The following is a 20,595-nucleotide window of genomic DNA, read 5'->3' as shown; positions in this document are numbered from 1 at the left end:
GCGATCAAATGTCAAACGAATGGCCTCTTTGGGAAATTTTCATCCGCGGTCAGCATGGGGTAAGCCATCGCCATGTGGGTAGCCTGCACGCTGCCGACGCCGAAGCCGCCATTCGAAACGCACGAGATGTTTATACTCGGCGCAATGAAGGCGTGAGCATCTGGGTGGTTAAAGCCGCGGATATCAGTGCCAGCAGCCCTGCCAATAAGGGGCCACTTTATGATCCAAGCAACTCTAAAGTATACCGGCATCCCAGCTTTTATGATATTCCAGACGACGCCGGAGCGATGTGATGGGAAGCCCCTTAAAACACTGCGCTTTAAGACTGGGGGACAATGCCTTGATCTTAGGTCAACGGCTTTCAGAATGGTGTGGACATGCACCAGCGTTGGAAGAAGATATCGCCTTGGCCAACATCGCACTTGATCTAATCGGTCAGACGCAACTTTGGCTGGGATTGGCCGGACAGCTAGAAGGTTGCAAACAAACGGCGGATGAATTGGCATTTCATCGCGAGGTTTATGACTTTCATAACCTGCTTTTGGTCGAACAACCGAACAGAGATTTTGGCCACACCATGATGCGGCAATATCTGTTTGACGCCTTTCATTTTCTGCACCTTAAGGCATTGCAAACATCAGGTGATCAACGTGTTGGCGACATTGCCACCAAGGCGATAAAAGAAGTGACTTACCATCTGGAACGGTCTGGCGAGACAGTTATCACTTTAGGCGATGGCACCGAGGAAAGCCGATTTCGCATGCAAAGTGCTCTTGAGCGGTTGTGGCCATTTGTTGGCGAGATGTTGAGCGATGATGAGGTCGATCACGCCATAGCCGATGCCAATATTGGCCCGTTGCCCAGCCAATTGAAAAATGACTACCTTCAAACAATTGAGCCTGTTCTTAGGCAGGCTACGCTAAGCACCCCGGAAGGCAGCTTTGCCCAGAAAGGCGGTAAAAGCGGCAAGATGCACAGTGAACATCTCGGCCATTTATTAGCACAGATGCAATATTTGCAGCGTGCCTATCCAGATGCGCGTTGGTAGTATGGCAACTTGTACAAAGCATATTTGGAGCTTTTTGGATCAAGTTCCTGACCCGGAAATACCAGCAATTTCAATTGTGGACTTGGGCATTATTCGAGATGTAGCTTGGCAAAATGACCGCCTACAGATCACGATCACCCCGACCTATTCGGGATGCCCAGCCACCACAGTCATTAGATTTGAAATTGAAAAAGCAGCGCACTCGAACGGTATTGAGAACATTGATATAAAGCAGCAGATTAATCCGGCGTGGACAACTGATTGGATTTCAGAGCGCGGCAAAAAAAGACTGCAGTCCTATGGCATTGCACCGCCAAACCCCTCTGGTGGTCCGAAATGTTGCCCACAATGCGGCGCGGTGGATGTAGAAAGGATCAGTCAATTCGGCTCTACCCCCTGTAAAGCGCAATGGCGCTGCCAAGAGTGCCTTGAACCTTTTGATTACTTCAAGTGTCTTTAGAAAGTCTGATATGGCCCGTTTTTACCCTCTGACCGTCACTGATATTCAAAAGACAATTCGCGATGCGGTTGTTGTTAGCCTAAGCCCCGATCCCAAAACAAATTTTGATTTTATCCAAGGCCAATACCTAACGTTTAAAAAGGACTTCGATGGACAAGAAATCCGTAGATCCTATTCGATATGCAGCGGTCTTGATGAGACGGTACTGCAAGTGGGGATTAAACATGTTGCCAATGGGGCCTTTTCCAGTTGGGCCAACAGTGAATTGGCTGTGGGTGATGTTTTACACGCCATGCCACCACAAGGTCGATTTTTCGCACCGCTCGATGCCGAAGCAGAAAACCACTATCTCGGATTTGCCGGCGGCTCAGGCATTACACCTTTGTTATCGATTATAAGAACCACGCTTGCACGTGAGCCGCACAGCCGCTTTACGCTGCTCTACGCCAATCGCCGTATAAGCTCGATTATGTTTCGTGAAGAGCTGGAAGATTTAAAAAACACCTACATGAACCGCTTGAGTGTTTTGCATATTTTGGAAGATGACCCGCAGGAAATCGACCTATTTTCCGGGCGTATTACCACCGATAAATTAGATGCAGTATTTGCAAGCTGGATTTCACTACCCCAGATCTCCTGTGCCTTTATTTGTGGCCCTGAACCGATGATGACATTAATTGCGGCGAGCCTTTCGCATCATGGGCTGCCCCAAGAAAAAATAAAGTATGAGCTATTTAAATCCAATCAACCAGGCCGCTTGGAGCTAAAAACAAAGACAAATGCCCATGATCAAAATCAAGCGACAACATCCGTTACTGTCACCATCGATGGTGCATCTTCTTCGTTCGAAATGCGCCGCGATCAAAGTATTTTAGAGGCCGCCCTTGAAAACAATCTTGATGCGCCATTTTCCTGTCAGGCTGGGGTTTGTTCGACCTGTCGCTGCAAAGTAATTGAAGGCGATATCGAGATGATTGCCAATCATGCGCTAGAAGATGATGAAATCACCAAAGGCTATGCTTTGTCGTGTCAGTCCTATCCTGTCTCGGATCATCTGGTGATCCAATACGATCAATGATCGGATATTATACCGCCTAAAGTGAGATCAGTCACGACTTTTGCGTAATTTTCACGGGCCTCTGTACCCTCTTGGCGGTTCCACATATAAAACCAGTTCAGCATCGCGAACACCGACATGGTCACCGCGTGCAATTTGGACTTATCCTGCGCTGCAACAACAGGTGCTATTTCTGAAATTACATTGCGCAAAATGGAAATCATATCGCGTTGATAACTGCGAAGAATATCTTGCTGTGCTTTTGGCAAATGCTGCATTTCGTTTAATTGCACCTGATGCTGGTAATCCATACCTTGGTAGGCGAGCAAAATTTCGCGAACCAAAAGAAAGAATTTTTGCTTAGGCGGGGCCCCTTCTAACTTTAAAGATGTCAGCTTTTGGTGAAGGGTCTTAAGGTAGCTATCTAAAAGATCAAATAATAACGCGTCCTTGCCTGAATAATAATGATAGATATTGGCTTTAGAAATCTTGCATTCTTGGGCAAGCGCCGACATTGATGCTCCTGCGAAACCTTCTTTTGCAAAAAGCCGGGCAGCTGAATTTAAAATATGATCCCGTTTGAACTCATAGTCTTTAGCGATTGGCCGCGCCATGGTCTTAGCTCCCTTGCCGGTTATCCACCACGCGTTTGGCTTTACCCTCTGAGCGTTGAACACTGCCGGGTTCGGCGACCTCAACCTCGCAAGACACGCCAACAACATCTTTAATACGTTGGGTAAGCTCTTGGGTTGCGGTAGTTCTTTGGTTTTGGCTGTTTGCATCCGGCAACACCTCGACATGCACCCGCATGCCATCCATCCGCCCCTTTTGCACTAGTTCTATTTGAAAATATGGCGACAGATTTTGTGTTGCGATCACCTGCTCTTCGATCTGAGTAGGAAACACATTCACACCGCGCAGGATAATCATATCATCACTGCGGCCCGTGACTTTTTCCATCCGCCGCATGCTGCGGGCCGTTCCAGGAAGCAGCTGCGTTAAATCCCGCGTACGATAGCGGATGAGCGGCATGCCCTCTTTGGTCAATGTGGTAAAAACCAACTCGCCTTTGGTGCCGTCTTTGACGACTTGACCTGTTTGCGGGTCAATAATCTCTGGATAAAAATGATCTTCCCAAATATGAAGCCCATCTTTAGTTTCAACGCATTCATTGGCAACGCCAGGGCCCATAATTTCTGATAAACCATAAATATCAACAGCATGCATATCAAAAGCCTGTTCAATTTCTTCCCGCATTGCGTTGGTCCACGGCTCTGCCCCAAAAATTGCTGTTTCAAGCGAACTTTGGCGCGGGTCTAAGCCCTGTCGGTGGTACTCTTCTAAGATATTAAGCATATAGGACGGTGTCACCATGATGGCCTTGGGTTTGAAATCCTCGATCAACATGACCTGACGTGCGGTCTGGCCACCCGAAACTGGCACCACCATTGCACCCAGTTTTTCAATTCCGTAATGCGCGCCCAAACCGCCAGTGAAAAGACCATAACCATAGGCATTGTGGACCATATCCCCTGCCCGCACACCCGATGCGCGCAGCGAGCGCGCCACCAAATCTGCCCAGATTGAGATATCGTTTTGAGTATATCCAACAACGGTCGGCTTGCCCGTGGTGCCCGATGAGGCATGCACCCGGACAATTTGCGACTTATCAACTGCGAAAAGCCCAAATGGGTAATGGTCACGCAGGTTGGCTTTTGTTGTAAAAGGAAACTTTGCCAAATCATCTAGAGATTTTAAATCATCGGGATGCACCCCAAGTTGGTCAAAACTATCGCGATAAAAGCCAACGTTGGCATAGGCGTGGGCCAATGACCATTTAAGCCGCTTTAATTGCAAGTCGCGGATTTCATCTATTGGCGCTATTTCAATTTGATCAAGCTCTGCCCTGTCAGGTGTTAGGTCTTTCATCCTCTTGCCTTTCTTAGTCTTGAAAAACTTGGCCTTTGATCGCCCGCGACATGCCGCGCATCTCGGCCACTACCTTATTGTGCTGGTTCATGACCCGCACATCATAAATACCGTTTTTGCCGTTTAGGCTGGTCTCTCTGGCCTCGGCAATCAAAATATCGCCCTCATGCGTAGGGTTTAGAAAGCTGATCATATTATGCATGGCAACAGTAATTTGATTACGGCTATTGCAGGCAAAAGCAAATGCACTGTCTGCCAGCAAAAAAGTTATGCCGCCATGCCCAATCCCATGGCCATTGCAATGATGCGCTTTGAGACAAAGGGTCAAACGAGCAAACCCCTCATCAATATCTTGAAGCTCAATTCCAACCCACTGCGAAGCCCGATCGCTTGCCCACATGGCATAAGCAGATTTTTCAGCGCGTTCTTTGGGGGTCACAGCACATCCTTTCCAAAGGTATTGTTTGACAAATATTCAAGTCAAAGCTTGCATAAACCGAACGGTTGGTCAATAAATTATTAATTGGATTTAAAGGACAGCAAAATGGTTATTCAACAGGTAGAAAGTTTTGTAGCAGGGCAATGGATCGCAGCGGATCAAAATGCGCATGAAATCTATTCGGCGATTGATGGATCAGTTATTGCGCGGGCTGGAAGCAGCAAAAACCATACGTCGGCCCTATTGGAATTTGCCAAAGGCAAAGGCGGGACTGCGCTAAGGAAAATGGGGTTTCATGATCGGGCAAAGCTTCTAAAAGCGCTGGCAACGAAACTAAACGAGCACAAAGAAGAGCTATATCAACTTTCTTTTTTGACAGGCGCAACGGCGAAAGATCACTTGGTTGATATCGATGGCGGGATTGCAACGGTTTTTGGCTACGCCTCGATTGGGCGCCGCGAATTGCCGGACAGCCAAGTTTACTGTGACGGCAAGGTTGAGCAATTGTCGCGCTCGGGCTCTTTTCTTGGCCAACATATAGCAGCACCGTGCCGCGGAGTTGCGGTTCAGATTAATGCTTTTAATTTTCCAGTTTGGGGCATGTTGGAAAAATTGGCGCCGGCAATATTGGCGGGCATGCCAGTAATCGTAAAACCAGCAACTGCCAGCTGCTATGTCACTGAGGCGGCAGTGCGCATCATTGAGGCAAGCAATATTTTGCCGCCAGGCAGTATTCAACTTATCACTGGGCCAATCGGTAACTTACTTGATCATCTGGACTGCCAGGATGTGCTAAGTTTCACAGGGTCAGAGCAAACTGCGCATACCCTGCGAAAAACGCCCGCACTGATCAAAAACTCAGTGCGCTTTATTGCCGAACAAGACAGTTTAAACGCATCCATTCTAGCCCCAGATGCGCATCAAGGCAGTCTGGAATTTGACCTTTTCATCAAAGAAGTATGTCAAGAAATGACCGTCAAGGCAGGTCAAAAATGCACAGCGATCCGCCGGATACTGGTGCCGCAAGCGCGGGCAGAAGAGGTTGGCACTGCGCTCAAGCAGAAACTTGAAACGATCCGAATTGGCGACCCCCGCGATCAAAACACACAGATGGGCGCTTTAATTTCTCAGCCGCAGAAAAAAGATGTCTTGATTAAATATGAACAGTTTAAAACCGAATGTGATGTCCTGTTGGATATGCAGGCACCCATGGATTTGGCCAAAGGCGCCTTTGTTGGGCCCAAATTGCTCTGCGCACGCGCGCCGGATGACGCAAAGTTGGTGCATCAGCATGAGGCTTTTGGTCCAGTATCCACTATTATACCCTACAAGGATCTGGATCACGCAGTTGCGCTGGCCAATCACGGGGGCGGCAGCTTGGTGGTTTCACTCTTTACCAACCAACCTGATCATGCAGCACACATAGCTCTTGGTGTGGGCGCCTATCATGGCCGCATTTATATAAATAATCGGCACAGCGCGCATGAGGCCACCGGACATGGTGCGCCGCTTCCGCATCTAATTCACGGCGGTCCCGGCCGAGCCGGCGGCGGTGAAGAAATGGGCGGGTTACGGGGCGTGATGCAGTATATGCAAAGGACCGCCGTACAAGGCACACCTGATATGCTAAGCGCCATAACAGGTAATTGGATAAAAGGCACAGCGCAAAATAGCAGGCCGCCGCATCCGTTCCGGCGCCGGTTCGATGATTTAACCCCCGGTGATACGCTGCACACAGAGGGACGTCAGATCAGCGCTGAAGATATCGAACATTTTGCCAATTTCACGGGCGATACATTTTATGCCCATATGGATGATGCGGCCGCCAAGCGAAACCCGTTTTTCCCCGGTAAAGTCGCTCATGGATATTTACTATTATCGTTTGCAGCGGGATTGTTTGTTGATCCAGACGAAGGGCCGGTTTTGGCCAATACCGGATTGGATCGGCTGAAATTCGCAAAACCCGTAGTCGCGGGCGATAGCATTCATGTGGCGCTGACCGTCAAACAAAAAACCCGCAGAACGGCAGAGTATGGCGAAGTAAGGTGGCATGTCCAAATTCATAATCAAGATACGGATCTAGTCGCAGAGTATGAACTTTTAACCATGAATGCCTATACAGCTGATCACCAATAACTGGTTGAATTTTACCGGTAAAACCGTGTACGCTAACAGCAATGGAAAGCAGTGAAAAAACAGCCTTTGAACAGGCGTTAGATATTTTACTCTCTGGCAGGACACCGCGTGTTTGGTCTTTCATTGCGAGTATTTTTGGCGACCTCGCGCGCAACCCCGATGATGAGCTGAGCGCGCATTTAATCAATAAAATGACCGCTTTGATCGGCATAAAGCCTGAAGCAACACGCGTTGCTTTACACAGGCTGCGCAAGGAAGAGTGGATAACTGTACGAAAATTGGGACGTAATTCGATTTATTCATTGACCGCCAAAGGATTACTGCAATCGCAAATTGCCAGTCAGCGGATCTATGGATTAGATGTTCAACGCGGCGATCACTGGCATCTTGTGCTTACGGAAAAAGCCAGAGCAAAAGGTCCATGGGCTGATCCGGCCAATGGGTATATTGCCCTCGGTCAAAACATTTTTTTTGCGCGTGGCAATGCGCCCAAGAACTGCGGAGATCACTTTGTCATTTCGGGCGAGATAAGCGCAGTTCCAAACTGGGTCAAAGATAAATTATTTAACGCGGAAAGAGACAAAAACTTACAAATTCTAACGCAGCAGTTCACAGCCCTTCAAAGCGCGATAGATGCAAAAAACCAATTTGATCCATTACAAGTCTCCATCCTCAGAAGTCTGCTGGTGCATTGCTGGCGGCGCGCTATTTTGCGTTACCCTGATGTTCCAGAATGGTTTTTCCCCGAAGGCTGGCCCGGGATGCACTGTCGCAGCGCGTTTGATAAGGTCTTAAGCAATCTGAGCAAACCAAGCCTAAGCGTACTTGATGCATTTATAAGTGATAGTAAAATCGAAACCCTACAAGATTGATTAGCCCCAACACATTAATTAACCCTCGTAATTATCTATAATTATTTAATTTTAAAAAAATAAATGTAATTTTACGAGAAAAGGATTTTAAAATGCTCAGCCCCAGAAGAATTGTAAGAATGGCGAAATGGGCTCGACGTCCGCCCAGTTTGAAAATGGTGATTATGGTCTTTTCAATTGTGGCCAGTGGCCTACTGATCGCAGGAATAGAACACTATGTTGGTTGGCCGGATGTGCTAACAGCAAACCCCAAAGGTCATGGAAAAGTCAAAATAACCCAACCTGGCAAGCCTTAATTACCCACTAGAAAGCTTTTTCAAACGCGCTTGCCGCAGTTGAGCGAAATCATCCCCAGCATGATAAGATGATCGTGTAAGCGGTGTTGCAGAGACCATCAAAAAGCCTTTACCATAAGCGGCTTTTTCATAGGATTTAAACTCATCTGGGTGCACAAACCGGTCCACTGCGTGGTGCTTTGGAGTGGGCTGCAGATACTGCCCGATGGTCAAAAAATCGACATCTGCGGCACGCATATCATCCATAACTTGCGTCACGGTCTGCCGATCCTCGCCCAAGCCCACCATGATCCCCGATTTGGTAAACATGCTTGGATCTAATTCCTTCACCCTCTGCAACAGACGAAGAGAATGGAAATAACGGGCGCCCGGGCGCACCTCGGGATAAAGACCAGGCACAGTTTCAAGGTTGTGGTTAAACACATCAGGGCGCGCCTCAACCACAGTTTCTAAAACTTTCGGGTCGCATTTCAAAAAGTCAGGCGTAAGAATTTCTATGGTTGTAGAAGGGCTTCGGTGCCGGACCGCTCGAATTGTTTGGGCAAAGTGTTCGGCCCCACCATCGGCAATATCATCCCGATCGACAGAGGTGATGACCACATGATTCAATCCAAGTTTTGCGACCGCATCGGCCACCCTACCCGGTTCGAACACGTCTAAAGCGTTGGGTGGCTTTCCGGTCGCAATATTGCAAAATGAACAGGCGCGGGTACAGACCTCGCCCATAATCATCATGGTGGCATGTCCCTGGCTCCAACATTCACCGACATTGGGACAGCCTGCCTCTTCGCAAACGGTGACCAGATTATTATCCCTAAGGATATTACGCGTTGCCTTATAACCTGCGCTGGTGGGCGCTTTCACACGGATCCAGTCAGGTTTTTTTGGCTGAGCATTGTCCGGGCGGTGAGCTTTTTCCGGATGACGCTGCTTGGGCTGTTTAAGATCTGGCAAAGGTGATTTCCATTTTTGCCGATATAATACCACAGTTTGACCGCTTACCAAGCTTTATCCGCACATATCTGCTATGCAGATCAACTAAAACTGCCCACAGCTGTGCGCTTAAGGCAGTATGGAAGAAATCATCCAAGCCAGTAGTGTGCCCCCCGCACGTGCCGCCTGCACGGGGAGCATTTTTAAATTAAATTTGATCGAAGCGATCCGCATTCATAACCTTGGTCCAAGCGGCAATGAAATCCCTCACAAATTTACCTTTGTTATCATCTTGGGCATAAACCTCGGCAATGGCCCGAAGCTCTGAGTTTGAGCCAAAAACCAAATCCACCCTTGAGGCGCTGCGCGCATCCTCTCCGCTTGTCCGGTCTTTTGCCTGATAGCTATTCGAGCCTGTAGCAGACCAAGCAACACTCATATCCAGCAATGTGACAAACCAGTCGTTGCTAAGTGTTTGCCCATCGGTCCAAACCCCATCGCCGCTTGCGCTAATGCCTAAGGCGCGCAACCCTCCAACCAACACCGTCATTTCCGGTGCTGTCAGTCCCATAAGCTGGGCTTTATCCAAAAGCATTTCTTCCGGAGACCGCGAGAAATCAGATTTTTGATAATTGCGGAACCCATCAGCTACAGGCTCTAAGACGGCAAAGGACACGGCATCTGTCTGCGCGGCACTGGCATCCCCGCGACCTGCCGTAAAGGGCACATCTGCGCCACTAGCGCGTTCAATCCCGACATTACCTGCCAGAACAATCACATCAGCAACACTTGCATTATGCTGATGTGCAATCCCTTCAAGCACGGCAAGCACGCGGCCAAGTTGGTCAGGTTTATTCACCGCCCAGTCCTTTTGTGGCGCAAGCCGAATACGCGCCCCATTTGCACCGCCGCGCATATCTGATCCACGAAATGTTGCCGCAGAGGCCCAAGCTGTTTCGACCATTTCCTGCACAGAAAGACCGCTTGCTTTCAGCGCGTCTTTAACGGCTGCAACATCAAAATCACCATTGCCGGCCGGCACGGGGTCTTGCCAAATCAACTCTTCCTCAGGCACTTCTGGCCCAAGATAACGGACCTTGGGGCCCATATCCCGGTGGAGCAATTTAAACCATGCTCTGGCAAAGGCATCGGCCAACTGGTCAGGATTTTGATGAAAACGCTCAGAAATTTTCCGGTAGTCGGGATCTTTGATCAGGGCCATATCCGCTGTGGTCATCATTGGTGTAACCTTGCGGCTTGCATCATCAACTTCTGGCGCCATATCCTCTTCAACTACGTCAACAGGGTGCCAGATATTAGCCCCCGACGGGCTTTTGGTCAGCGCCCAGTCATATTTGAAAAGCAGATCAAAATAGCCATTATCCCATTGGGTCGGGTTGGCTGTCCAAGGGCCTTCTACGCCGCTGGTTGTGGTATCACGGCCCTTGCCAGAGGCATGTTTGTTAATCCAGCCCAAACCCATTTCCTCGATCTCTGCACCTTCTGGCTCTGAGCCAACAAGGTCCGGATCGCCTGCCCCATGGGCTTTGCCAAAGGTGTGACCACCGGCAACCAGCGCCACAGTTTCTTCATCATCCATCGCCATTCTGCCGAATGTTTCGCGAATATCTTGCGCACTGAGAAGCGGATCAGGATTGCCGTTGGGGCCCTCGGGGTTCACATAAATCAATCCCATCTGAACCGCAGCAAGCGGATTTTCTAAAGACTGGCGCGTCTCGCCATAGCGTTTATCCCCAAGCCAGTCGGTTTCAGCACCCCAATAAATATCTTCTTCAGGATGCCAGATATCTTCACGTCCACCGCCAAATCCAAAGGTTTTACCGCCCATGGACTCAATCGCCACATTACCAGTCAAAATTAGCAGGTCTGCCCAAGAAATTTTATTGCCATATTTTTGCTTGATCGGCCAAAGCAAACGGCGCGCCTTGTCCAGATTTCCGTTATCAGGCCAAGAGTTGAGCGGAGCAAAACGTTGCGCCCCTGTACCACCGCCGCCTCGCCCATCGCCGGTCCGATAGGTGCCAGCAGCATGCCAAGTCATACGAATAAAAAACCCGCCGTAATGACCGTAATCCGCTGGCCACCAATCTTGTGAGTTGGTCATAAGATCATGCAGATCAGACTTGAGCGCGTCATAATCTAAAGCACTAAATTCTGTGCGATAATCAAACCCAGCATCCATTGGATTTGATTTTTTGCCATGCTGGCGAAGAATATTTAAATTAAGCTGGTTTGGCCACCAGTCGCTGTTTAGTGTTCCGCTATTGGCTGATGTCACTGCTCCGTGCATTACTGGGCACTTGGCTGTACTTTCGCTCATGTAAATCTCCTAAGTTTTTACTTATACGCCCGGTGCATTATCAGTTTAGCCAATTCAATACCTAAAATGTAAAATTGGTACTTTTAGACATTTAAAAAGAAAATACATACCAAGGCTGAAGACAGGCTAGCACACAAAAAAAATTAGTTAAACTTGCATTTTCTGATAACTATTATAAGTTTTTCTTATGTCCAGCATCACCCTAAAACAACTTAGATATTTTGAAGCTCTGGCCCGGCATCGGCATTTTGGCCGGGCTGCGGAAGATTGTGCAATCTCGCAACCTGCCCTTTCTATGCAAATCAAAGAATTAGAGGAATTGCTCGGCTCACCCTTGGTTGAAAAAAGCGCTCGACCCCTACGCCTAACTGCGTTTGGAGAGCAATTTTCAAACCAGTCTTCGGACATACTGCGCGCCGTAAAAGGCTTGGGCGAATTTGCACAGGCCGCGCGCGGCAGACCAATTGGAACCTTGAGGATCGGAGTGATTCCCACTGTGGCGCCCTATGTGCTTCCCACCATGATGAGAGACCTGACCACGCATTTTCCAGATCTTGAAATTAAGTTCAAAGAAACAGTCACCGCCAATTTGATACAGGATATACTTGAAGGCCGTCTTGACACGGCCCTGGTTGCTTTGCCGGTGTCTGAACCCGGCTTGACCGAATACCCACTTTTTTCCGAAGACTTCATCTTTGTGCGTCCAAAAAAAGATGCCGATAAGCCAGTTCCAAAACCTGAAATGTTGCGCGAAATGCGCCTTTTGTTGCTTGAAGAGGGTCATTGCTTTCGCGATCAGGCCTTGGCATTTTGCAAAACCAAATCTGCCTCGCCTCGTGATCTCATGAGCGGCAGTTCGCTATCCACATTGGTGCAAATGGTCAGCGCGGGAATTGGTGTGACATTGATCCCTGAAATGGCTCTGGCAGTTGAGCAACGTTCTGCATCCATTGCCGTCTCGCGTTTTGATCCACCGCAACCCTCGCGCATCATTGGGATGATCTGGCGAAAAAAGAACCCGCTTAAAGATCACTTTGAGCAAATTTCAAAATTTATCCACAAGCCCATCTAGGCACGATCTACCCCCTCAACAACCATAGCCAAGTCTAGTGAATTTGCCCACCACCCGGACCATAGGTTTGATCGTAATGCCGCTTTAATCTTTGCAACGCAATTCTAAGAACAATTTTTCCCGATCGGGCCGACCAGCCCAGTGATTGCTCAGTGACCTCTAAGCCTTCGAGATAACAACAACATTTCAATGCTACATCGCCCAAACCGGGCCCCAATTCACGTAGCGCTGCGGCGACATGCGCAATCGCTTCACGTTGCCTTGGATCTTTGGAAAGTGCCGCCTCTGGCGCAGCATCCAGAAGGCACTGGTCCCATGTGCCATGATCGCATGACGCAAGTTTGCCAATTTCGAAATCTTCACGTAATCTTTGACCGGCGGCCACAAGCGCACGGGATAAAAAGGCTTTACCAGATTTATCGCGGCGCCGTGCCAAAATTGCAAGTGGGGTTTCTTGTGGTCCAGCAGAACTTGATTTGGGTTTATCAACATCTGCAGCATTTACTGTCGCTACATATTTTGCGGCGTGTTCTGACAGTCGATCTTGCCCCGAAGTTGCCACCGTGCTGGATGCCAAAATAAACCGTGATAACTTTCCCTTAGACACACATTTTAGTGTGCCCTGCATTGCCAGGGCCTGTGCCACTTCGGCCGAGACAGTACCAATTGGGATGGTTGATTGGGCTTGCTCTTCCGTTACGATAAGCGCTTTTTGCATGTTTTCAGCCAAAACCAAGACCGCCCCTTTTGTTCGCAACAAGCGCAAAATTCGTTTTTCTTCGGATTCGGCTTCGGGTTTGCTCGGCAGTTGCGGGCTTTGCAAGGATTGAACCTGCTTGAGCTTATTTAGGGTCGCCCTAACAGCGGGATCATCTCGCATCCGCTCGATGCGCTTTACCTGACGCGAAACTGTTGATGCATGACAGCCACGGTCGCGGGCAATGGTGCGAATGGGCTTACCTTGTTCTTTGTGCAGGTGATAATGCTGCGCGGCAATTGGCAGCCATTTAAAACGGTTTTCGGCTTTTGATTCTGAATCTGTGGGTATCATGCTGTGTCCCGTCACGCGTGAATTACAAATTATCAATTTTGAAATACAACTTTAGGTTGCTTTCTTTAATGAGTTGTTAACTGTCATCGAGTTGAAGCCACTTTGTTTCCAAATCGTAAACAAACCTAAATCGCAGCGAACGTTGCGCAAAACATCCAGAAAGCTCCGAGCGGGGAAGATGCCTCAACCAACCCCACATCCAAAGGAGTTTTGAAAGTGTCTAAATTTCAAAATAGATTATCCAACCTAAAGCGACCAAAAATCCTAATTAAAGCAGCGAAAATTGCCAGCCAGACTTATCGGCGCTCTCGGGATTTATCCCGGGTTTTGGGATACAGCCATCCGGCCTTGAACAGCTCTATTCACCAGCAGCTTTTTGATTTAGAGCACTCGATCAATCAAAAAAGGCGTCTTGGCGACGCCTCTTATGATCTTAAAACCCATGTTCAGGTTCTCAGCGCGCTTCTGGCCGAGGTCTCGGTGGACATGCAATCAGCCGATCACACAAAACTATCCGGAACCGAGGCCTTTTTCTGTACGACATAAGTTTCCAGCGCTTCGGCTATCGCCGGATCAAGCTCAGGCTTTTGATAATTGTCCATCAGTTTTTCTATGCGCTGAGCCGCCAGTAACATCGTATCGCGCGCGCCTTCTTCATCCCATGTCTCAAAGGGCTTGTAATCCAGCACATCGCTGCGCCAAAAGGCTTCTTTAAAATTTTTCTGTGTATGGGCGCAGCCAAGGTAATGACCGCCCGGGCCAACTTCTTCGATGGCATCCATGGCTTGAGCATTCTCATCAATGGCAACACCTTTAGCCAGTTGATGCAATGCGCCAAGTTGATCCGCGTCCATGACAAATTTTTCAAAGGACGACACCAGACCGCCTTCTAGCCAGCCACAGGAATGAAGCATGAAATTCACGCCCCCCAATAGTGCAGCATTATGGGTATGTGCTGTTTCATAGGCGGCTTGCGCATCGGGCAGTTTTGATCCGCACAAACTGCCACCAGATCTAAACGGTAGTCCCAAGCGGCGCGCCAACTGTCCAGCCCCATATAGGATTTGACTGGCCTCAGGGGTGCCAAATGTTGGCGCGCCTGAATTCATATCAATGGAGGAAACAAATGCGCCAAAAATCACTGGGGCGCCCGGGCGCACCAATTGTGAATAGGCTATACCCGCCAGAACCTCGGCAAGCACTTGGGTCAATGTGCCGGCAACAGACACCGGCGCCATGGCCCCACCGACAATAAACGGCGAAACAATGCAGGCTTGGTTATTTTTCGCATAGACCTCAAGCGCGCCCATCATCACATCATCAAAGGTCAATGGTGAGTTCACGTTGATCAATGAAGTCATCACGCTGTTGTTCTGCACAAACTCTTGTCCAAACAAAATTTCGCACATATCGACACTGTCTTGCGCGCGGCTGGGGTCTGTTACCGATCCCATAAACGGCTTGTCCGTGAGCGTCATATGCGCCAAAAGCATATCGAGGTGCCGTTTGTTGACCGCAATATCTGTAGGTTCACATACAGTGCCCCCTGAGTGGTGCAGCCATTTGGACATATGGCCAAGTTTTACAAATTTTTGGAAATCAGCGATGGTTGCATAGCGGCGGCCTCCGGCAATATCGCGCACAAACGGAGGTCCATAAACCGGTGCACAGACCAAAGTGTTTCCGCCTATTTCAACAGTGCGCTCTGGGTTGCGTGCATGCTGGGTATAGCGGGACGGCGCCGTGGAACATAGTTGGCGGGCCAACCCACGCGGGATACGGACACGCTCACCATTAATATCGGCGCCAGCTTGTCGCCATAAATCAAGCGCGCCAGGGTTATTAACAAAATTCACCCCGACCTCTTCCAAAACTTTTTCAGCGTTGGCTTCGATAATTTCGAGGGCTTCTTGGGATAAAATATCAAAAGTTGGGATATTCCGCTCGATAAATTTAGCCGCTTCCACTTTAACAGAAGTTCGCTCGGCCCGGCGCGCGGCTCCTCCGCCTCCGCGAGACCGCCTACGCGTTGCCACATCTGTCATATTTTACCCTTTCTTATCGCCGCATACATCCCATTTGCACCTATGGTCTAATACATTCAAGACGGCCACCTCACCCCAATTGCGCCGTCTCAGACGGGAAAGCGACATCTGCCAATTTTCTGAGGCATTTCATGGTTTTTCGTTGATGCAAACGGATGTAGACTTGCACAATTCTGCTTTGGGGCTTAGGACGCGCGCATGGAAAACAAAACCCAAGACCGCCTTTTAATCATCGACTTTGGCAGCCAAGTAACGCAATTGATTGCCCGCCGTCTGCGCGAATTGAATGTCTATTGTGAAATCCACCCTTTTCAGAGCGTCGATGAACAATTTCTGAAACGCTTTGACCCCAAAGCGGTGATTTTATCGGGCGGTCCGTCGTCGGTTCTTGACCAAAATGCACCGCGCCCCCCGCGCAGTGTTTTTGATTTAAACATTCCCATTTTGGGAATTTGTTATGGCCAGCAGGTGATGATGGACATGCTGGGCGGTAAAGTTGAACGCGGTCATGGCACGGCTGAATTTGGTCGGGCCTACGTCAGTAAAGAAAAAAAAGATTTAAGGCTTTTAAAGGGTTGGTTCGAAGCCGACCGCGAGCAGGTCTGGATGTCGCATGGTGATCACGTCAGCGCCATTGCCCCCGGGTTTGAAGTTTATGGCACCTCGCCCAATGCGCCTTTCGCGATCACCGCCGATCCAAAGCGGCAGCTTTTTGCGGTGCAATTCCACCCCGAGGTTCATCACACTCCAAACGGGGCTAAGCTTTATGAAAACTTTATACAGCTTGCTGGCTTTAAAGGTGATTGGACCATGGGTGCCTACCGCGAAAAAGCCATTGCGGCGATCCGCGCGCAAGTAGGTGATAAAAAAGTTATTTGCGGCCTTTCGGGCGGCGTCGATAGCTCGGTTGCAGCGGTATTAATCCATGAAGCCATTGGCGATCAACTCACCTGCGTGTTTGTCGACCATGGGCTGCTGCGCAAAGACGAAGCCCCCGAAGTGGTTAAAATGTTCCGCGATAACTATAATATGCAGTTGATCCACGCGGATGAGCAAGAGCTTTTTTTGGGGGAATTGGACGGCCAATCCGATCCTGAAACCAAACGCAAAATCATTGGGCGGCTGTTTATTGACGTGTTCCAAAAACATGCAAATTCCATTGAGGGGGCTGAATTTTTGGCGCAGGGAACGCTGTATCCGGATGTGATCGAGTCTGTTTCCTTTAGCGGCGGCCCGTCGGTCACCATTAAATCGCACCACAATGTCGGCGGGTTGCCGGCAAAAATGGGCCTTAAGCTGGTAGAGCCGCTGCGCGAGCTGTTCAAAGACGAAGTACGCGCTTTGGGCCGTGAATTGGGACTGCCCGAAAGTTTTATAGGACGCCACCCGTTTCCCGGCCCCGGCCTTGCGATCCGCTGCCCTGGTGAAATAACCCGCGCCAAGCTTGATATTTTGCGCGAGGCGGATGCAATTTATATCGATCAGATCCGCAAACACGGGCTGTACGATGAAATATGGCAAGCCTTTGTGGCCATATTGCCCGTACGTACCGTTGGGGTGATGGGCGATGGGCGCACCTATGATTACGCCTGCGCCCTGCGTGCAGTGACGTCCGTGGATGGAATGACGGCCGATTATTACCCTTTTAGCCACGAGTTTCTGGGCGAAACAGCCACCCGGATTATAAATGAGGTCGAAGGCATTAATCGGGTAACCTATGACATCACCTCAAAACCTCCGGGCACTATTGAGTGGGAATGAAGAAATAAGATCAATGTGGCTGTTTTGATAGTTTATGTTTTTATAATTTAAATCCAAGTTAAAAAATTACGTTAGTTTACAACTCTAAATACTCCCTGTATGTTCCGACAGATCGATTTTTATTCTTTTTATTCTTTTTGGATTACAATAATGCACGGTTTTAACATAAGTCATAATTTGATGGCAGATCGAAAAAATTATAGCCTAGGGTCCGTATTTTTCGTAATTTTCATCGCGATTGGATGTGCTTCATCGCTCTGTGCGCTTTTCGCGTCTATAGTCTGGGGTCTTTAATGTCTGAAACACCCGCACGCATTGATGACGAAATCGACTTGTTCGAGCTTTTTATAACGCTGTGGGAAGGCAAATGGACAATTATAACGGCAACGGTCGGCGCCACAATTTTAGGGACACTGTATTCAATGGCATTGCCAAACAGTTATTCCGGAACGACCTTTGTAAGGGCAGCTCAGCCCTCTGCTTTTACCCGTTATACTTTTCTGTCCGAAGCTATAAAGTCTCTGTCTGAAACTGAAAAGTCTCTGTCTGAAACTGATCGAGCTGTTCTATCAGGTGATTTCAACTATAAAATTGACGATAAATTTGTATTCGATGCTTTCATTTCAGAGTTCAATGATCTTGAAGAGGTCATTCAAACCCTACGCAGTGATGGATCTGTTATCCAAGAACTGTCTGAAATTGAAGAAAGTGAACGAGAGGGCTTTATTATTTCTCGCGCCAAGCAGTTTGAAATAGTGCCGCCAGAAAAAGATGAAATACAAACGGAATTGCGGTTTACTTGGGGTGACATAGACGCCGGAAAAAGAATATTTGAAACATCTCTTCAGCTTGTTTTGACCAATGTAAACGCAACGCTTGCCCAAGATATTGATCAATTCGTACAGGGGGCTCAAAGCAAACTAACCATCAAAATTGAAAATGCTAACCTACAAAAAGATATCATTAAAGAAGGGATACGGCTCGCAGACAATCAGAAACTGTTGTTTTTAGCTGAACAAGCCACCATCGCAAGGGAATTGGGGGTGGCTGCGGCCGCATCTAAGGAATTGATGGCAAAAGCTGACCTACAAAACACACAAGGGCTACTCAGCACTCAAGAAAGTGGGCTTTCACTCAGCGTAACATCATCACTTCCATTTTATATGCGCGGCTATAAGGCCATTGAAAAGGAAATAGCTTTAATCCAAGCCCGCTCGTCCGAAGACAGGATGGCGCTTAGCGATGAGTACGCACAGGTTCAGCAAGACATTTATGCCTTGGAAAATGATGTTTCTATCTCTCGGCTTGTGGGAGCGCGGCAGATGATCGACACGGATGATCCAAGGCGGTGGGTTTTATTTAACCTCAACTTGGCTGAGGTGACATCGGAGAAGAAGACAAATCTTATCCTTGCATTATCAGTGGTCTTAGGTGGATTTATTGGGATGTGCTTTGTTTTGATCCGCAGCGCTGTGCGCAAACGAAAACTCAACCATGTTATTTAGTCAATATTTTACCGGGCAACCAATAGACCGGCCCCTAAAACCATCGAGCTTGATACCTTAGCAAAATCTTACCTTTAATATATCTGAATGTAGGGTTTAGAAAGTTATCAATATATTATGATCCGGCTTTTGTTGTCTTTGATTTTATTTGCATCTCTCTGCGCCTGCAGTGAAACCAACCCAAAAGCATCCTGCGTTGATCCCTTTCTAGAACAGTTCAAATGTGACACCGAACTTCCGTGTAATAACGCTGCAGCGCCTTCAAGCACACCAAAGGTTTTCACCGGATGGGAACAAGAATTTGACTTTAGCGATTAAGGTCGGGTGTAAACTGGCAAGGGCTAGCATGAAAAACAAAATAGAAGTATGAGGCGCATGATGAAACAATCCATATCTGAAACTGACCGTATTTTAAGTCTTGATGTGGTGCGCGGCTTTGCCTTGCTTGGTATTTTATTGGTTAATATCCTTAGCTTTGGCGCTCTTTCAGCGATGGCTTTCAACCCGTCTTTAGGGTTTTCACTGCCAAGTGACATATGGATCTGGGGGGCGGTAGAACTGACCGCCGAAGGCGCTATGCGGGCGCTTTTTTCCATGCTGTTTGGCGCAGGGGTTTTGTTGTTCTTGGATCGCGGTGAGGGCCGGGGAAAATTACATTTCAAGCGCACATTTTGGCTGCTTATCTTTGGTCTCATAAATGGCTATGTCTTGATGTGGTCTGGTGATATTCTTTCCACCTACGCGCTGGCGGGATTTGTTTTATATTTTCTGCGCAACAAAAGCCCAAGAGGGTTGACCATCCTCAGTGCGGTTCTGTTTGCCTGTCTTTGCGCCTATTCGGCTGCGCTTAATTTTGGCCTTGAGTTTTTACGGAGCGCCGCAGACCACAACGCAGAGGCCGCCGCCGGTTGGGCCGAGTTTTACGACATGTTTGCCCCCAGCCAAGCCGTCATAAAGACCGAACTCGCACAGCGCACAGGATCCTTTTCTGCACTGGTGTCTTGGTCGGCAGCGGCATACACTTCGGTGTTGCTAGAAATTATTCCAATGCTTCTATTTTGGGACGCTCTGGTGTTCATGTGCATCGGCATGGCGCTTTATCGCTATCGGGTCCTGCAAGGCGCGCATTCAGACCGGTTTTACCTTTTCACCGCTCTTGCAGGTTTTGGTATTGGGCTGAGCGTCAATGCCTATGAAATTTATCAGATGATTGCATCTGATTTTGATATTTTGGCAAGCTTTGCTTACTTTAAACCCACATATCAACTTGGGCGTTTGGGCGTGGCACTCGGGTGGATTGGTCTGTTGATCCTAGCTATGCGTCGGTTTGGGATAGGACAAAGACTGGCTGCCGTTGGGCGCATGGCTTTAACCAATTACCTGATGCAATCGCTGATCTGCCTGTTTATCTTTACAGGCATTGGATTTGGACTTTTGGGCACATTGCACAGAACCGAGCTTTATCTTGTGGTGATACTGATCTGGGCATTTCAGCTTTGGCTATCGCCGTGGTGGCTTGCACGTTACCGATATGGGCCAGCAGAATGGCTGTGGCGCACCCTAACTTATGGCAAAGCGCCATAATTTGCACGCAAATTAAACGCCGCAATTGCGGAGCTATTGTGAAATTTCAACCCAGTTTTTCTCATC

General features: G+C 48.5%; 19 protein-coding genes. 12 read left to right on the top strand and 7 right to left on the bottom strand.

The window, feature by feature from the left end; genetic code table 11:
* Positions 1-8: 8 nt before the first annotated feature.
* From GN278_08605 to GN278_08590, 4 genes are read left to right on the top strand one after another with little or no spacing between them, the layout of a single operon-like run.
* Positions 9-293, top strand: a complete 285-nt coding sequence (locus GN278_08605; protein XAT60791.1) for a 1,2-phenylacetyl-CoA epoxidase subunit B — start codon at positions 9-11, stop codon at positions 291-293.
* Positions 293-1,048, top strand: coding sequence for a phenylacetate-CoA oxygenase subunit PaaC (gene paaC / locus GN278_08600; GenBank protein XAT60790.1), 756 nt, complete (start codon positions 293-295; stop codon positions 1,046-1,048). Before GN278_08605 ends, paaC begins: the two co-directional genes overlap by 1 nt.
* Positions 1,035-1,508 (top strand): phenylacetate-CoA oxygenase subunit PaaJ, encoded by a 474-nt coding sequence (paaJ, locus tag GN278_08595; GenBank protein ID XAT60789.1) that lies wholly within the window; start codon positions 1,035-1,037, stop codon positions 1,506-1,508. Before paaC ends, paaJ begins: the two co-directional genes overlap by 14 nt.
* A 10-nt stretch (positions 1,509-1,518) precedes the next feature.
* On the top strand, positions 1,519-2,586 hold the full coding sequence (locus GN278_08590; GenBank protein ID XAT60788.1) for a 2Fe-2S iron-sulfur cluster binding domain-containing protein: 1,068 nt from the start codon (positions 1,519-1,521) through the stop codon (positions 2,584-2,586).
* Here GN278_08590 and GN278_08585 read toward each other — a convergent pair.
* Genes GN278_08585 through paaI form a run of 3 tightly spaced genes read right to left on the bottom strand, consistent with a single transcriptional unit; the run spans position 2,580 to position 4,933 of the window.
* Positions 2,580-3,179: a TetR family transcriptional regulator gene (locus GN278_08585; GenBank protein ID XAT60787.1), complete on the bottom strand. Its 600-nt coding sequence runs from the start codon at positions 3,177-3,179 to the stop codon at positions 2,580-2,582. The two genes, GN278_08590 and GN278_08585, sit on opposite strands and share 7 nt — an antisense overlap.
* A gap of 4 nt (positions 3,180-3,183) precedes the next feature.
* Positions 3,184-4,494 carry a phenylacetate--CoA ligase gene (gene paaF / locus GN278_08580; GenBank protein ID XAT60786.1) on the bottom strand — a complete coding sequence of 437 codons (1,311 nt, stop codon included), beginning with the start codon at positions 4,492-4,494 and terminating at the stop codon, positions 3,184-3,186.
* A 13-nt stretch (positions 4,495-4,507) separates the two neighbouring features.
* Positions 4,508-4,933 (bottom strand): hydroxyphenylacetyl-CoA thioesterase PaaI, encoded by a 426-nt coding sequence (paaI, locus tag GN278_08575; GenBank protein XAT60785.1) that lies wholly within the window; start codon positions 4,931-4,933, stop codon positions 4,508-4,510.
* Between the two features lie 105 nt (positions 4,934-5,038).
* On the opposite strand from paaI, the gene paaZ reads away from it, so the two are divergent.
* The 3 genes from paaZ (at position 5,039) to GN278_08560 (ending at position 8,237) form a co-directional block, all read left to right on the top strand.
* The gene (paaZ, locus tag GN278_08570; protein ID XAT60784.1) at positions 5,039-7,069 is read left to right on the top strand and encodes a phenylacetic acid degradation bifunctional protein PaaZ; all 2,031 of its coding nucleotides are present in this window, start codon (positions 5,039-5,041) and stop codon (positions 7,067-7,069) included.
* Between the two features lie 41 nt (positions 7,070-7,110).
* Entirely contained in the window at positions 7,111-7,941 is an 831-nt protein-coding gene (locus GN278_08565) for a hypothetical protein (GenBank protein XAT60783.1), read from the top strand.
* 92 nt (positions 7,942-8,033) lie between these two features.
* The gene (locus tag GN278_08560) at positions 8,034-8,237 is read left to right on the top strand and encodes a hypothetical protein (protein XAT60782.1); all 204 of its coding nucleotides are present in this window, start codon (positions 8,034-8,036) and stop codon (positions 8,235-8,237) included.
* Here the strand turns inward: GN278_08560 and lipA are convergent, their stop codons facing one another.
* Positions 8,238-9,191, bottom strand: coding sequence for a lipoyl synthase (gene lipA, locus GN278_08555; GenBank protein XAT60781.1), 954 nt, complete (start codon positions 9,189-9,191; stop codon positions 8,238-8,240). It abuts the gene before it with no gap.
* 187 nt (positions 9,192-9,378) lie between these two features.
* Positions 9,379-11,511: a catalase/peroxidase HPI gene (gene katG / locus GN278_08550; GenBank protein XAT60780.1), complete on the bottom strand. Its 2,133-nt coding sequence runs from the start codon at positions 11,509-11,511 to the stop codon at positions 9,379-9,381.
* A 187-nt stretch (positions 11,512-11,698) separates the two neighbouring features.
* Between katG and GN278_08545 the strand changes: the two genes are divergently transcribed.
* Entirely contained in the window at positions 11,699-12,583 is an 885-nt protein-coding gene (locus tag GN278_08545; protein XAT60779.1) for a LysR family transcriptional regulator, read from the top strand.
* Positions 12,584-12,617: 34 nt separating this feature from the next.
* Here the strand turns inward: GN278_08545 and GN278_08540 are convergent, their stop codons facing one another.
* Positions 12,618-13,634 carry a helix-turn-helix domain containing protein gene (locus GN278_08540; GenBank protein ID XAT60778.1) on the bottom strand — a complete coding sequence of 339 codons (1,017 nt, stop codon included), beginning with the start codon at positions 13,632-13,634 and terminating at the stop codon, positions 12,618-12,620.
* Positions 13,635-13,850: 216 nt separating this feature from the next.
* Between GN278_08540 and GN278_08535 the strand changes: the two genes are divergently transcribed.
* On the top strand, positions 13,851-14,180 hold the full coding sequence (locus GN278_08535) for a hypothetical protein (protein ID XAT60777.1): 330 nt from the start codon (positions 13,851-13,853) through the stop codon (positions 14,178-14,180).
* Here the strand turns inward: GN278_08535 and GN278_08530 are convergent.
* Complete coding sequence (locus GN278_08530; protein XAT60776.1) at positions 14,135-15,679, bottom strand: trimethylamine methyltransferase; 1,545 nt, start codon at positions 15,677-15,679, stop codon at positions 14,135-14,137. The genes GN278_08535 and GN278_08530 overlap by 46 nt on opposite strands.
* 198 nt (positions 15,680-15,877) lie before the next feature.
* On the opposite strand from GN278_08530, the gene guaA reads away from it, so the two are divergent.
* The 3 genes from guaA to GN278_08515 all read left to right on the top strand — a co-directional run bounded on the left by guaA (position 15,878) and on the right by GN278_08515 (position 20,529).
* A complete protein-coding gene (gene guaA, locus GN278_08525) occupies positions 15,878-17,440 on the top strand; it encodes a glutamine-hydrolyzing GMP synthase (GenBank protein XAT60775.1) in 1,563 nt (520 codons plus the stop codon).
* 242 nt (positions 17,441-17,682) lie between these two features.
* Positions 17,683-18,945 (top strand): hypothetical protein, encoded by a 1,263-nt coding sequence (locus tag GN278_08520; GenBank protein XAT60774.1) that lies wholly within the window; start codon positions 17,683-17,685, stop codon positions 18,943-18,945.
* Positions 18,946-19,311: 366 nt separating this feature from the next.
* Positions 19,312-20,529 (top strand): DUF418 domain-containing protein, encoded by a 1,218-nt coding sequence (locus GN278_08515; GenBank protein ID XAT60773.1) that lies wholly within the window; start codon positions 19,312-19,314, stop codon positions 20,527-20,529.
* Positions 20,530-20,595 lie beyond the last annotated feature (66 nt).

The organism is Rhodobacteraceae bacterium Araon29, from assembly GCA_039640505.1.
Lineage (GTDB): Bacteria > Pseudomonadota > Alphaproteobacteria > Rhodobacterales > Rhodobacteraceae > CABZJG01.
Note: the sequence above shows the minus strand (reverse complement) of the source record. Positions and strands in the feature narration are given on the sequence as shown.